Genomic DNA, 13,853 nt, shown 5'->3' on the forward strand with positions numbered 1-13,853 from the left:
TTTCTTTTATTATGCTGTTTTCGTGCGGATCAAATAATCGAACGAGCTCAGGGACGCTTTCGCACCTTCACCGGTCGCGATGATAATCTGCTTGTAAGGCACGGTGGTGCAGTCGCCTGCCGCAAACACGCCCTTCACGCTGGTTTCGCACTTAGCATCGATGATGATTTCACCCATACGGTTACGCTCGATGGCGCCTTCCAGCCAGGTGGTATTCGGCAGCAGACCAATCTGAACGAAGATGCCGGACAGCGGAACGCTGTGAATATCACCGCTCACGCGGTCACGGTATTCCAGGCCGGTCACTTTGCTGCCGTCGCCTTTCACTTCGGTGGTCTGCGCGTTCAGCACGATATCCACGTTTTTCAGGCTACGTACTTTATCCTGCAATACCTGGTCCGCTTTCATTTCTGGTGCAAATTCCAGCAGCGTAACGTGCTCAACGATACCCGCGAGGTCAATGGCCGCTTCAACACCGGAGTTACCGCCGCCGATCACCGCCACGCGTTTGCCTTTAAACAGCGGGCCATCGCAGTGCGGGCAGTAGGTCACGCCTTTGGTGCGATACTGATCTTCGCCAGGCACGTTCATATTGCGCCATTTAGCACCGGTCGCGATGATGATGCTGCGTGCTTTCAGCACGGCACCGGATGCGGTTTCGATCTGGTGCAAACCCCCTTCCACCGCCGCAGGAACCAGCTTGCTGGCGCTCTGACTGTCAATCACGTCCACGTCGTAATCGCTGACGTGAGCCTTAAGCGCGCCCGCCAGTTTCTGGCCTTCCGTTTTCGGTACAGAAATGTAGTTTTCGATATCGACAGTATCGAGCACCTGACCACCGAAGCGTTCGCCCATCAGACCGGTACGGATACCTTTACGCGCAGAGTAAACCGCTGCCGCCGCACCCGCTGGGCCGGAGCCGACAATCAGTACATCGTACGCATCGCGCTTGTTCAGCTCTTCCGCCGCACGTTTTTCTGCACCGGTGTCCACTTTCGCGACGATTTCAGTCAGGGTCATACGGCCCTGGCCAAACTCTTTACCGTTCATGAATACGGCCGGAACGCCCATCACGTTGCGATCGGTAATTTCGTTCTGGAACGTACCGCCGTCAATCGCCGTGTGTTTGATGCGCGGGTTCAGCACGGACATCAGGTTTAGCGCCTGCACCACGTCCGGGCAGTTATGGCAGGAGAGCGAGTAGTAGGTTTCAAACTCGAAATCGCCGTCAATATCGCGGATCTGCTCCAGCAGCGCCTGCGCCTCTTTTGACGGATGACCACCGGTCCACAGCAGCGCCAGCACCAGTGAGGTAAATTCGTGTCCCAGCGGGGAGCCGGCAAAACGCGGGCCTTTATCGGAGCCAGGGTTGGTGATCAGGAAGGACGGCTTGCGCACCGGCAGGCTGTTGTCTTCTTTAAAGGTCACCTGAGGTGACAGCTCGGCGATTTCCGTCAGCAGTCCTTTGATTTCGGCTGATTTTGCGCTGTCGTCCAGCGTGGCAATCAGTTCAACGGGTTTTGTCAGTTTTTCAAGGTAGGCCTTGAGCTGGGTTTTCATATTTGTGTCGAGCATCGTTCTTCCCTCTCTTAAAACGTCATCATGCAAGCTGCCTTATACGAGCAGCCTGAATGCAACTTGCATCATGGTGTTGGAATAAATGGGTGCGGACGCACCCATTTCATGCCGGGTAAATGAAGCTCTACCCGGCGCTACAGACTTAGATCTTGCCGACCAGGTCCAGAGATGGAGCCAGAGTCGCTTCACCTTCTTTCCATTTAGCCGGGCATACTTCGCCTGGGTGAGAAGCAACATACTGTGCCGCTTTCACTTTACGCAGCAGGTCAGACGCATCGCGGCCGATACCTTCAGCGGTAACTTCGATAGCCTGGATAATGCCCTGCGGGTCAACAACGAAGGTAGCACGGTCTGCCAGGCCTTCATCTTCACGCATGTTGTCGAAGTTACGGGTCAGGGCGCCAGTCGGGTCGCCGATCATCGCGTATTTGATTTTTGCGATGGTTTCAGAGCTGCCGTGCCATGCTTTGTGGGTGAAGTGGGTGTCGGTAGATACGGAGTAAACGTCAACGCCCAGTTTCTGCAATTCTTCGTAATGGTCAGCAACGTCACCCAGTTCAGTCGGGCATACGAAGGTGAAGTCAGCTGGATAGAAGAAGAATACGCTCCAACGGCCTTCGGTATCTTTCTCGGTAACTTCTACGAATTCACCGTTTTTGAACGCCTGGTTTTTGAAAGGTTTAATTTTGGTATTAATTAAAGACATCTGTATTTTCTCCTTGTTTCGTTGGGATGTAAGGTAACGAACTTTCGCTAAGCGGGCTAATGCGTTTGCTGTATCAAATCAATCAGCCATACCTTACAAACCGAAAACATGACGTTGTGAACTTAATTAGAAAGCCTGAAGTAAAAAGGCCGCCTCGATGGGCGGCCCTGATACCTGAACTTCCCATAGGTACATTCAGTGCCAGCTGAAGCTGGCGTTGCGTTGCGCTCAATAACCTTTTTCAAAGTCATTACAGCGGGTTGATTACATCATCCGTGTCCGTTTCTGGCACGGCAATCTTGTCTATGGCTGTGATAGGTTTAATCAAACGTGCTGACGGTTTTGCTGCCCTGCTCTCAGCGATTGGCGAAAGCCATTCACAATATAGATAATTAACGGCATTAAACTACTTGTTCACTTACGCATAATTAATAGAAAACACTGATAAAGGCTATCACATATATAATTAAGATCTGTTTTTCAATGAATATCGTCACTCTTTATGGATAAAATTATCTTAATGACTTTTGAAGTTTAGTTTCATTAATTTGACATCATGATATATTAAGCGGACATTCATAGTAATTTAAGTAAGTTAACCACAAGGATTGTAAATGGTTGGCTTCAATCTATAGTTATCAGTGATGTGATAACGACCGCAAAACATGGCTTAATCAGGATGAACTATGGCAAACCTCTACGACCTCAAAAAATTTGACCTCAATCTTCTGGTCATTTTTGAATGTATCTATCAGCACCTCAGCATCAGCAAGGCTGCTGAAACGCTGTATATCACGCCATCCGCCGTGAGTCAGTCCCTGCAACGACTGCGTAACCAGCTTGAAGACCCTCTTTTTATCCGTTCGGGTAAAGGGATCACGCCAACCACCGTTGGCACAAACCTGCATCTCCATCTTGAGCAGAACCTGAACCAGATTGAGCAAACTATCAACATCATGCATGGTTCCAGTCTCAAGAAAAACTTTGTCATTTACTGCCCGCAAATCGTTATCCCGGGGCGTTTGATTGAACCGCTGCACCTTCTTTTTTCCGAGCATAATTATGAAGTAGAACAACACGATATGATGTTGTCCCCCGAAACGGCTGAGGATTTACTCGCCTATCGAAAAGCGGATCTGGCCTTTACTCTCTCTCCGCTGAACAACCGCTCGATCGTATGCACACGTTTCTATCAATTCACGATGTATTTAGTGTGCCGAAACGACCATCCGCGCCTGAAAGGCTCGGTTACAATGGACGAGTTAAAAGAGGAAAAATTTACACAGCTGCACTCTGCTGAAGTCGGCGTTAAAGAGTTTCAGTCGCAATCAAACAGCATCTTCGCCGACAGAAATATTGCGTTCCGCAGCGATTCGTATATGTCGATCCTGAATATAATTAGCACGTCGGATTTGGTCGGATATGTTCCCGAGCCTTTTTTTGAATCATACAAAAACCTGCTAAATTTAAGAAAAGTGGAACTTCCATTTGAACTTCCTAAACCTGAACTTTTTATGGTTTATAACCGCGCGGCGCTTAACAGCTCTATTTTTGCGAAATTTATTGAGCGCATCAAAACCCAGTAAATATTCTTATGCGGCGCGGAAGGAAATATCCGAGCCGCCTGTTTTCCAGTCAACCCCTTGCCATTTTTAAAACATGTTGATGAACTGTCTAATTGTTCACTGCTATCATTACTCCGTAAAACGTATTCGACATTAATGACTCAGGGAGAGATTAACTATGTCGATGTATAAATATCCGCTATCGCAGAACGTTCTCGACGCCGCACAACAACGCATCAAATGGACGCTTGATAACTTATCTCAGGTCTGCGTTTCCTTTTCCGGTGGCAAAGATTCCACCATCATGCTTCACCTGACCGCGCAGCTGGCACGCGCGATGAATAAAAAAATCAGCGTGCTGTTTATCGACTGGGAGGCCCAATTCTCCTGCACCATCGAGCATGTGGAGACGATGCGCGCGCTGTATCAGGACGTGATCGATGGCTTTTATTGGGTCGCCCTGCCCTTAACCACGCAAAACGCGCTGTCGCAGTTTCAGCCGGAATGGCAATGCTGGGAGCCCGGCACAAACTGGGTTCGTCAGCCGCCGGAAGATGCGATTACCGATACCGCCTTCTTTGATTTTTACCAGCCCGGCATGACGTTCGAAGCGTTCGTGCGCGCGTTTTCGGCCTGGTTTGCCGCGCGTCGTCCGGCGGCGGTGATGGTCGGCATTCGCGCCGACGAGTCCTACAACCGTTTTCTGACGATTGCCAACGCGCGCAAGCAGCGTTTCGCCGATGATAAGCCCTGGACCACCGTCGCCCCCGGCGGTCACGCCTGGTATATCTACCCGCTTTACGACTGGAAAACCGCCGATATCTGGACCTGGTTTGCCAAAACGGGCTGCTGCTACAACCCCCTGTACGACCTGATGTACCAGTCCGGCGTACCGCCGCGCTATATGCGAATTTGCGAACCGTTTGGGCCGGAGCAGCGTCAGGGCCTGTGGCTTTATCACGTTCTGGAACCGGACCGCTGGGCGGCGATGTGCGAGCGCGTCAGCGGCGTCAGAAGCGGTGGAATATATGCCGGCCAGGATAATCACTTTTATGGTCATAGGAAAATCCTTAAGCCCGATCATTTATGCTGGAAGCAGTACGCGATGCTTCTGCTCGACAGTATGCCGCACAAAACGGCGGAGCATTATCGTAATAAAATTGCGATTTACCTTAACTGGTATCAAAAGAAAGGGATGGACGATATCCCCGACACCCAGGAAGGAGATATCGGTTCAAAAGATATTCCATCGTGGCGGCGGATATGCAAGGTGCTATTGAATAATGACTTCTGGTGCCGGGCATTATCATTCAGCCCAAATAAGCCCAAAAATTATCAGCGGTACAGCGACAGGATAAAAGCAAAACGCAAGGAGTGGGGAATTTTATGCAGCAACGATTAATTAAAGAGATGACGACCTATCTTCAGTCTCTGCCGGAAAGCGAGCGCATTGAGGCCATCAACGCCTTTCGCCAGGCGCTTCACGAAATCAGCCCGTTTCGCGAGCAGCCCATCGACTGCGTGCTGTGGGTGAAGCAGGATGAGATCAGCGCCAACGATTACAATCCCAACAACGTTGCCCCGCCGGAAAAGCGCCTGCTCAGCCAGTCGCTGGAGATCGACGGCTTTACGCAGCCAATTGTGGTAACGGAAAACGCGCCCCACCATTTTGAAATCGTCGACGGGTTTCACCGTCACGAGATTGGCAAAAACCGCGCGGCGCTTAAGCGCCAGCTAAAAGGCTATCTGCCCGTCACCTGCCTGCGGAAAGAGCGTCAGGAGAAGCATGACCGCATGGCCGCCACCATTCGCCATAACCGGGCGCGCGGCCGCCATCAAATTAACGCCATGTCGGACATCGTGCGCGAGCTATCGCTGCTCGACTGGAGCGATGAGAAGATAGGCAAAGAGCTGGGAATGGACAGCGACGAGGTGCTGCGCCTGAAGCAAATCAACGGCCTGCTGGAGATGTTTGCAGACCGTCGTTACTCGGAAGCCTGGACGGTAAAATAGTCAGAGGGCGTTCAGACGCTCGGCGGCCGCCAGCAGCGTCGACTCCTGTTTCGCAAAGCACAGGCGAATCAGCTTATGCGGGAAGGGATCGGCGCAAAACACCGACAGCGGGATGGCGGCAACGCCCGCCTCTTTGGTCAGCCACTGGCAAAAACTCACGTCGTCCAGATCGGAAATCGCGCTGTAGTCCGCCAGCAGGAAATAGGTGCCTTCGCTGGGCAAAATTTCCAGTCGGCTGCTGCTCAGGGCGTTCACAAACAGATCGCGGCGTGCGCGATAAAAGTCCGGTAACTGACGATAATGTTCGGGCTCGGCGCGTAACATATCCGCAATCGCCAGCTGCGCCGGGGTGTTAACCGCAAAGGTCAGATACTGATGCACTTTGCGCAGTTCCGCGCTGATGGCCGCCGGCGCGATGCAGTATCCCACCTTCCAGCCGGTCATGTGATAGGTCTTGCCAAACGACGACACCGCAATGGCGCGCTCGCGCAGCTCGGGATGCGCCAGCACGCTGGCGTGGCCCTCGGCGGCAAAACAGATGTGTTCGTACACTTCGTCGCTCAGAACGTAGATTTCGCGCTCCGCAATCGCCTGCCACAGGGCGGCAAAATCGGCTTTCTGCCAGACGGTCGCGGAGGGGTTGTGCGGCGTATTGAGGATCACCAGCCGGGTTTTGTCGCTCAGCAGCGCCGCAAAGGCCTGCCAGTCCGGGCGAAAATGCGGGGGTTGCAGCGCCACGCGTTTCACCACGCCGCCGGAAAGCTCTACCGCAGGCGCGTAGCTGTCGTAGCTCGGATCGAAACAAATCACCTCATCGCCGGTGCGCACCAGCGCGGTAATCGCGGCATACAGCGCCTCGGTCGCGCCCGCCATTACCGTAATCTCGCCGTTCGCATCGGGCTTGTAGCCATACAGTTCAGCCGTTTTATCAGCAATCGCCTCGCGCAGCGCCTGCGCGCCCGTCATGGGCGCATACTGGTTGGCCCCCTGCGCCACGTGATGCGCCAGACGCGCCTGTAAATACGCGGGGCCGTCAAAATCCGGGAAGCCTTGCGACAGATTGATGGCGTTGTACTGCTGCGCCAGGGCGCTCATCTGCGTGAAGATGGTAGTGCCGAGATTGGGAAGTTTACTCTCTGGAATCAACGGGTTATTGCTCATTGTGTCATGCCTGCTTGTAATACTTATGTTGCTGCCACTATAACACGATGTTAGTCTTTGGCAATCAAGACGCTTAGACGTCTAAACCATATCAATATTCCTGGCCGCGAGGGTAAAAGGAAATGACAGACAACCTGCAACTCACACAACTGGTCGACGCCTGCCGCTGGATCGGCGCCAAAGGCTGGGCACCCGCCACGGGCGGCAACATGTCGGTGCGCCAGGACAGCGCCCTGTGCTGGCTCAGCGAATCGGGCAAAGACAAAGGCAGCCTGACCACCGACGATTTCTTGCAGGTGGAGATAGCCACCAACCGCGCGCCGTCGGGCCGTAAGCCGTCGGCGGAAACCGGTCTGCACACGCTGATTTATCGCCTTTTCCCGGACGCCAACGCCGTGCTGCACGTCCATACCGTCAACGCCACCGTGCTGTCGCGCATCGTTAAATCGCCTGAACTGCACCTCAGCGGCTTCGAGATGCAAAAATCCCTCACCGGGCAGACCACGCATCTGGATACGGTGGCGATCCCGGTTTTCGACAACGATCAGGATATCGACGCCCTCGCCTTGCGCATTGCGGACTACGCGCGGGAGCGTACGCTCAATTATGGTTTTCTTCTGCGCGGGCATGGCTTAACCTGCTGGGGCCGCGATGTGGCGGAGGCTCGCCGCCATCTGGAAGGGCTGGAATTCTTATTTGAATGCGAAATGCGTTTACGACAACTGGAGAAAGTATGATTCGCGCGATTGTGACTGACATTGAAGGGACCACCAGCGATATCCGTTTTGTCCACGACGTGTTGTTCCCCTACGCGCGTGAGCGGCTGGCGGCCTTCGTGAACGCGCAGCAGTACGCCGAGCCGGTTAAATCAATCCTTGATAACCTGCGCGATGAAATCGGCAACCCGCACGCCAGCGTCAGCGAACTGATCGACGCGCTGTTTGCCTTTATGGATGAAGATCGTAAATCCACCGCGCTAAAAGCCTTGCAGGGCATTATCTGGCACGACGGCTACGTCAACGGCGATTTTACCGGCCATCTCTACCCGGACGTGCTGCCTTCGCTGGAGAAATGGAAAGCGCAAGGGATTGATCTCTATGTTTATTCCTCAGGCTCCGTCGCCGCACAAAAACTGTTATTTGGCTACAGCGATGAAGGTGATATTACTCATCTGTTCAGCGGCTATTTTGATACGCACATCGGCGCCAAGCGCGAGGTGAAGTCTTATCAGAACATTGCGGCGCATACCGGCATTGCCCCGTCGCAAATCCTGTTCTTGTCCGATATCCATCAGGAGCTGGACGCCGCCGAGCAGGCCGGTTTCCGCACCCTGCAACTGATTCGTGGTGATGATGATGGCGCAAGCCACCACCATCAGGTTCACCAGTTTGACGAGATTAACCCGGAGCAGATCCCTTCATGAGCGCATTAACGATTTATTCTGATAAAGACGCCAGCACGCCTCTGTGGCACGGCACCGACGCCGCCGACATCGCCCAACGGCTCAACGCCCAAGGCGTGCGTTTTGAACGCTGGGCCGCCGACCGCGATTTAGGTCGCGATCCTGCGCCAGACGCGGTGATCGACGCCTATCAACATGCGATCGACAAGCTTGTTGCGGAAAAAGGCTATCAGAGCTGGGACGTCATCAGCCTGCGCGCCGATAATCCGCAGAAAGAGGCGCTGCGCGCGAAGTTCCTGAACGAGCACACCCACGGCGAAGATGAAGTGCGCTTCTTCGTTGAAGGCGCGGGGCTGTTCTGCCTGCATATCGGCGACGAGGTGTATCAGGTGCTGTGCGAGAAAAACGATCTGATTTCCGTGCCGGCGGGCACGCCGCACTGGTTTGATATGGGGTCAGAGCCGAACTTCACGGCCATTCGTATATTTGATAACCCGGAGGGCTGGGTAGCGCAGTTCACCGGGGATGCGATTGCGGATGGGTATCCGCGTTTAGCCTGATCCTTTCTCCCTCTCCCGCGGGAGAGGGTCAGCGAGAGGGCATCAGGCCGCGCTCCCCCTAAAAACGCCCTTCATGACATCCTCCGGCCACACCACCCCGGTATCAAGCACCCACCCGCTAATCAGCGATGCGGGCGTAACGTCGAACGCCGGGTTAAATACCTTCGCATCTTCCGGCGCCCACTGCACCGCGCCAAAGCTCCCGGCGACGCCCGTCACTTCGCTGGCCGCGCGCTGTTCAATCGGGATCGCATCCCCGTTCGGGCAGGCCGGGTCGAGGGTGGTATGCGGCGCGGCGACGTAGAACGGGATGCCGTGGAATTTCGCCAGCACCGCCAGCGAGTAGGTGCCAATTTTATTCGCCACATCGCCGTTGGCGGCGATACGATCAGCCCCGACCCAGATCGCGTCCACCTGCCCTTTCGCCATCAGGCTGGCGGCCATGGAATCGGTTATCAACTGATAGGGTACGCCAAGCTCGCCGAGCTCCCATGCGGTCAGCCTGCCGCCCTGCAACAGCGGACGGGTTTCATCCACCCACACGTTGCTGACGTTCCCTTCCTGATGCGCACGGGCAATAACGCCCAGCGCCGTGCCCACGCCCGCCGTTGCCAGCCCACCGGTGTTGCAGTGGGTCAGCAGTCGGCTGCCGGGCTTCACCAGCGCGCTGCCCGCACGGGCGATGGCATCGCACAGCTGCTTATCCTCATCAATCAGGCGCAGCGCCTCAGCGGCCAGCGCCGGAACAAAATCCTCCTGCCAGAGCGCCTGCTTCATGCGATCGAGGTTGTTCATCAGGTTCACCGCCGTCGGACGCGCGGCGCGCAGGGTGTCCAGCGCCACGGCCAGCTCGTCGCGGCTGTTGCCGTTTTCCGCCAGCAGCGCCAGCAGCAGGCTGGCAGAGAGGCCAATAAGCGGCGCACCGCGCACACGAAGGGCGTGAATATGGCCGACCAGCGCCTCGACGGTACTGGCATCCAGCCAGCGTTTCTCCTGCGGAAGCGCCTGCTGATCGAGAATAAAGAGCTGATTCTCCGCCACCCGCAGGCTGGTCGTCTGTAATGTCTGCATGTCGTTAATTCTCTGTTGCGTTGTTGTAGCACATTGTGTCAGGATGAAGTTCAGATGTATAGACGTCTACATGTCTTTATTAGCAAATCAGTGAGGAACAGGCAATGTCGCAATACCGTACCTTTACCGCCCAGGACGCCGTGGAGTATGCAAAGCAGTTTGGCGGCCTTGATAAACCATCGTCACTGGTAGAGGCGCAGGAGGTGGGCGACGGCAACCTCAATCTGGTGTTTAAAATATTCGACAGCGCGGGCGTGAGCCGCATCATCGTCAAGCAGGCGCTGCCCTACGTGCGCTGCGTGGGCGAGTCCTGGCCGCTGACGCTGGATCGCGCGCGTCTTGAAGCAGAAACCCTGGTCGAGCATTACCGGCACAGCCCGCAGCACACCGTCAAAATTCACCACTTCGACCCGGAACTGGCGGTGATGGTGATGGAAGATCTGTCCAGCCATCAAATCTGGCGCGGCGAGCTGATTAAAAATCATTACTACCCGCAGGCCGCGCGTCAGCTGGGTGAATACCTCGCGCACGCGCTGTTCCACACCAGCGATTTTTACCTGCATCCGCACGACAAAAAGGCGCAGGTCGCGAAGTTCATTAACCCGGAGATGTGCGAGATCACCGAAGATCTGTTCTTCAACGATCCGTACCAGATCCACGAGCGCAATAACTACCCTGCCGAGCTGGAAAACGACGTGGCCGCCCTGCGCGATGACGCCCAGCTAAAAATCGCCGTGGCCTCTCTGAAGCACCGCTTCTTCTCCCAGGCCGAGGCGCTGCTGCACGGGGATATTCACAGCGGCTCGATATTCGTGGCGGACGGCAGCCTGAAGGCCATCGACGCGGAATTCGGCTACTTCGGCCCGATTGGCTTTGACGTGGGCACCGCCATCGGCAATCTGCTGCTGAACTTCTGCGGCCTGCCGGGGCATCTGGGCATTCGCGATGCCGCCGCCGCCCGCGAACAGCGACTGACCGATATTCAGGAGCTGTGGAATACCTTTGCGGAGCGCTTCCAGGCGCTGGCAACTGACAAAACCCGCGACGCGGCGCTCGGCGCACCGGGCTATGCCTCCGAATTCCTGAAAAAAGTGTGGCACGATGCGATTGGCTTCTGCGGTACCGAGCTGATCCGCCGCAGCGTGGGACTGTCTCACGTAGCGGATATCGACACCATTCAGGACGAGGCGATGCGCCACGCGTGTCTGCGCCATGCCATTACGCTTGGCAAGGCGCTGATTGTGGTTGCCGGGCGTATCGACAGCGTGGAAGAGCTGGTGGCACGGGTGCGTCAGTATAGTTGAGTGCCGTTTGTTTGCCCGGTGGCGCTGCGCTTACCGGGCCTACGGGTGCAAAATGTAGGCCGGGTAAGGCAGAGCCGCCACCCGGCAAAAACTCATCCCAAATACTCAATCACCGACAGCCCGCCGTTATAGTCCGTGCTGTAAATAATCCCCTGCGCATCCACAAACACGTCGCACGACTGGATCACCTGCGGGCGATTCGGCCGCGTGTCCATCATCCTCTGCGGCGCGGCGGGCACCAGCGCGCCGGTTTCCACCGGGCGATACGGGTTCGAAATGTCATACGCGCGAACGCCCGCGTTCTGGTAGGTGGCGAAAATCAGCGTGGAGCTGACAAAGCTCCCCGGCCGGTTCTCGTGCAGGTTATGCGGCCCGAAGTGCGCCCCTTTCGCCACGTAGTCGATTTCATCCGGCTGCGGGAAGGTGGAAATACTCACCGGGTTCGACGGCTCGCGGATATCAAACAGCCAGATGAGCTTCTCGCCGTCCTCCTGGTTATCAAGCACCGCTTCGTCCAGCACCACCAGCAGGTTGCGATCCGGCAGCGGCAGCGCGGTGTGCGTCCCGCCGCCAAACGGCGGGCTCCAGTTGCGATGGCTAATCAATTTAGGCTGCGTGCGGTCTTTTACGTCCAGCAGCGTCAGCCCGCCGTCGCGCCAGCTGCCGTAGGCGGTGTCGCCAGCGATAATCGCGTGATGCAGCGCGTAGCGTTTTCCTTCAGGCCAGTCTGGCTGTTCACCTTCGGCCTGATTCATGCCCGGCAGCCACCAGCGTCCCGCCACTTCCGGCTTACGCGGATCGGCAAGGTCGATGGTCAGGAAGATATAGTCAGTAAAGCCGTCAATCAGCGCCGAGACATAGGCCCAGCGCCCGCCGACGTACCAGATGCGGTGAATGCCGATGCCGTTCAGCGACAGAAAACCGATTTCACGCGGCCTGTCGGGGGTGGAGATATCAAACACCCGCAGCCCGGCGCTCCAGCCTTTGTCCTGCACGTCGCTGACGGTTTCGCCCACCTGACGGGTGTAATAGACCTTTTCATCGGCAAAGCGGGCATCGGCAAACAGATCCCGGGCGTTGATCACCAGCAGCAGGTCGTCGTGCGCCTGTAAATGCACGTTCCAGGTGCCGGGCGGCGCGGGAACATAGCCTGCCGGTTTTGGGTTTTTCGGGTCGCGCACGTCCACAATGGAAAAGCCCTGCGACACCATATGGCCGATATAGGCAAAACCACGATGCACCATCAGCTGCACGCCGTCCGGGCGACCGCCCTGATCGCTATGACCGATTAACCGCATATTGCGGCTGTATTCGGGGGTGGGTAATGCTGACATAGTGGATTCCTTTCGCCCGGTGGCGCTGCGCTTACCGGGCCTACGGGTGCAATATGTAGGCCGGGTAAGCGCAGCGCCACCCGGCAAGGGTTTATTTGTTTTTCGCTGCCAGCGTCGCAAACCACGGGGCGATAAAGTCTTCGGTCTGGCCCCAGCCAGGGATGATTTTGCCCAGCGTCGCCACGTTCACCGCGCCCGGCTGGGCGGTCAGCAGCGCCTGCGGGATCGCCGCCGCTTTAAAGTCATAGGTTGCCGGGGTGGCTTCACCCGCGATCTTATTGGCGATCAGACGCACGTTGGTGGCGCCAATCAGCTTCGGATCCACCGCCACGCTCACCTTCCACGGGCTGCCGGATTCGCGCATCAGCTGGAGATCCTGATTCGAGATATCGATGCTGTAGAGCTTAATTTCGGTGCGGCCGTTCTCTTTCAGGGCCTTATACGCGCCCTGGCTAAAGGCGTCCCAGGTTCCCCAGATAGCATCGATTTTGCCTTTCGGGTATTTCGCCAGGATAGCGCCCACCTTGTTGGCGGTATCGCCCTGCACGTCAGACGAGACCGCGCCGATGGACTCAAGCTCTTTGATGTCCGGATACTGTTTTTGCAGCTCTTTATAGGCCGCCTGACGACGCTCCATCGGCGGGAAGCCAGCCACCCACAGCTTGACGATATTGGCCTTGCCGTTGAAATCTTTTGCCAGCTGGCCGAAGGAGAGGTTGGTCAGAGAGGCGTCGTCCTGCTGGGTCACGGTCACGCCCGGGATCTCGCCGTTCACGGCGGTATCAAAGACCGACACCTTGATCCCGGCGTCCACGGCCTTCTTCACCAGCGCGGTGGAGTACGGATCGCGACCCTGAGAGAGAATAATCCCGTCGTATTTCTGGCCGATCGCCTGGTTCACAAAGTCCTGGAATTTGGCGTCATCGCCGTTGCTCAAAAAGGTGCTGACCTTAAAGCCAAGCTTTTTGCCCTCCTGGATCGCACCGGCGACAAACTGCGTGGTGTTGTCGTCCGAGCCGAGGTTGCGGATCACCGCGATGCGGATCGGCCCGTCATGATCGGCAATGGCCGCCGGAACCGGTGCAGGCGTTGCGGCAAAACCCGGCAGCGCGGTCAGCAGCCCTAAAGCCACCAGAGAGAGTGCGATTTTTTTCATTCT

Annotated in this window: 13 protein-coding genes; 7 read left to right on the forward strand and 6 right to left on the reverse strand. The window is 56.1% G+C overall.

Translation table 11 applies throughout. The annotated features are described in order from the left end of the window. Positions 1-9 precede the first annotated feature (9 nt). Together ahpF and ahpC are read right to left on the reverse strand one after the other, a co-directional pair. Positions 10-1,575 carry an alkyl hydroperoxide reductase subunit F gene (gene ahpF / locus ACSVHP_RS15490; protein WP_417312982.1) on the reverse strand — a complete coding sequence of 522 codons (1,566 nt, stop codon included), beginning with the start codon at positions 1,573-1,575 and terminating at the stop codon, positions 10-12. Between the two features lie 145 nt (positions 1,576-1,720). Beyond that, positions 1,721-2,284: an alkyl hydroperoxide reductase subunit C gene (gene ahpC / locus ACSVHP_RS15495; RefSeq protein WP_182919577.1), complete on the reverse strand. Its 564-nt coding sequence runs from the start codon at positions 2,282-2,284 to the stop codon at positions 1,721-1,723. 686 nt (positions 2,285-2,970) lie between these two features. On the opposite strand from ahpC, the gene citR reads away from it, so the two are divergent. The 3 genes from citR (at position 2,971) to ACSVHP_RS15510 (ending at position 5,862) form a co-directional block, all read left to right on the forward strand. Further along, entirely contained in the window at positions 2,971-3,870 is a 900-nt protein-coding gene (gene citR, locus ACSVHP_RS15500) for a DNA-binding transcriptional repressor CitR (RefSeq protein ID WP_447552353.1), read from the forward strand. Between the two features lie 157 nt (positions 3,871-4,027). Further along, the gene (locus ACSVHP_RS15505; protein ID WP_447552354.1) at positions 4,028-5,251 is read left to right on the forward strand and encodes a phosphoadenosine phosphosulfate reductase; all 1,224 of its coding nucleotides are present in this window, start codon (positions 4,028-4,030) and stop codon (positions 5,249-5,251) included. Then, entirely contained in the window at positions 5,236-5,862 is a 627-nt protein-coding gene (locus ACSVHP_RS15510; RefSeq protein ID WP_447552355.1) for an IbrB-like domain-containing protein, read from the forward strand. Before ACSVHP_RS15505 ends, ACSVHP_RS15510 begins: the two co-directional genes overlap by 16 nt. On the opposite strand, the gene ACSVHP_RS15515 is transcribed toward ACSVHP_RS15510, so the two are convergent. Beyond that, a complete protein-coding gene (locus tag ACSVHP_RS15515) occupies positions 5,863-7,023 on the reverse strand; it encodes a pyridoxal phosphate-dependent aminotransferase (RefSeq protein WP_447552356.1) in 1,161 nt (386 codons plus the stop codon). A 122-nt stretch (positions 7,024-7,145) separates the two neighbouring features. Here ACSVHP_RS15515 and ACSVHP_RS15520 point away from each other — a divergent pair, with 122 nt between their 5' ends. The 3 genes from ACSVHP_RS15520 to ACSVHP_RS15530 are packed head-to-tail and all read left to right on the forward strand — an operon-like array spanning position 7,146 to position 8,985. Further along, complete coding sequence (locus tag ACSVHP_RS15520) at positions 7,146-7,760, forward strand: methylthioribulose 1-phosphate dehydratase (protein WP_234673436.1); 615 nt, start codon at positions 7,146-7,148, stop codon at positions 7,758-7,760. Further along, positions 7,757-8,446 (forward strand): acireductone synthase, encoded by a 690-nt coding sequence (gene mtnC, locus ACSVHP_RS15525; RefSeq protein WP_447552357.1) that lies wholly within the window; start codon positions 7,757-7,759, stop codon positions 8,444-8,446. Before ACSVHP_RS15520 ends, mtnC begins: the two co-directional genes overlap by 4 nt. Then, positions 8,443-8,985 carry an acireductone dioxygenase gene (locus ACSVHP_RS15530; protein WP_234673434.1) on the forward strand — a complete coding sequence of 181 codons (543 nt, stop codon included), beginning with the start codon at positions 8,443-8,445 and terminating at the stop codon, positions 8,983-8,985. Before mtnC ends, ACSVHP_RS15530 begins: the two co-directional genes overlap by 4 nt. Positions 8,986-9,027: 42 nt before the next feature. Here the strand turns inward: ACSVHP_RS15530 and mtnA are convergent, their stop codons facing one another. Next, the gene (gene mtnA, locus ACSVHP_RS15535) at positions 9,028-10,056 is read right to left on the reverse strand and encodes an S-methyl-5-thioribose-1-phosphate isomerase (RefSeq protein WP_447552358.1); all 1,029 of its coding nucleotides are present in this window, start codon (positions 10,054-10,056) and stop codon (positions 9,028-9,030) included. A 104-nt stretch (positions 10,057-10,160) separates the two neighbouring features. Here mtnA and mtnK point away from each other — a divergent pair, with 104 nt between their 5' ends. Continuing rightward, positions 10,161-11,360, forward strand: coding sequence for an S-methyl-5-thioribose kinase (gene mtnK / locus ACSVHP_RS15540; RefSeq protein ID WP_447552359.1), 1,200 nt, complete (start codon positions 10,161-10,163; stop codon positions 11,358-11,360). A 92-nt stretch (positions 11,361-11,452) separates the two neighbouring features. Here mtnK and ACSVHP_RS15545 read toward each other — a convergent pair whose 3' ends face one another. Together ACSVHP_RS15545 and ACSVHP_RS15550 are read right to left on the reverse strand one after the other, a co-directional pair. Further along, positions 11,453-12,694, reverse strand: coding sequence for an LVIVD repeat-containing protein (locus ACSVHP_RS15545; RefSeq protein ID WP_447552360.1), 1,242 nt, complete (start codon positions 12,692-12,694; stop codon positions 11,453-11,455). 91 nt (positions 12,695-12,785) lie between these two features. Then, positions 12,786-13,850, reverse strand: a complete 1,065-nt coding sequence (locus ACSVHP_RS15550) for a sugar ABC transporter substrate-binding protein (RefSeq protein ID WP_417314066.1) — start codon at positions 13,848-13,850, stop codon at positions 12,786-12,788. Positions 13,851-13,853: the final 3 nt, after the last annotated feature.

This window comes from Enterobacter sp. 186315 (assembly GCF_053290175.1).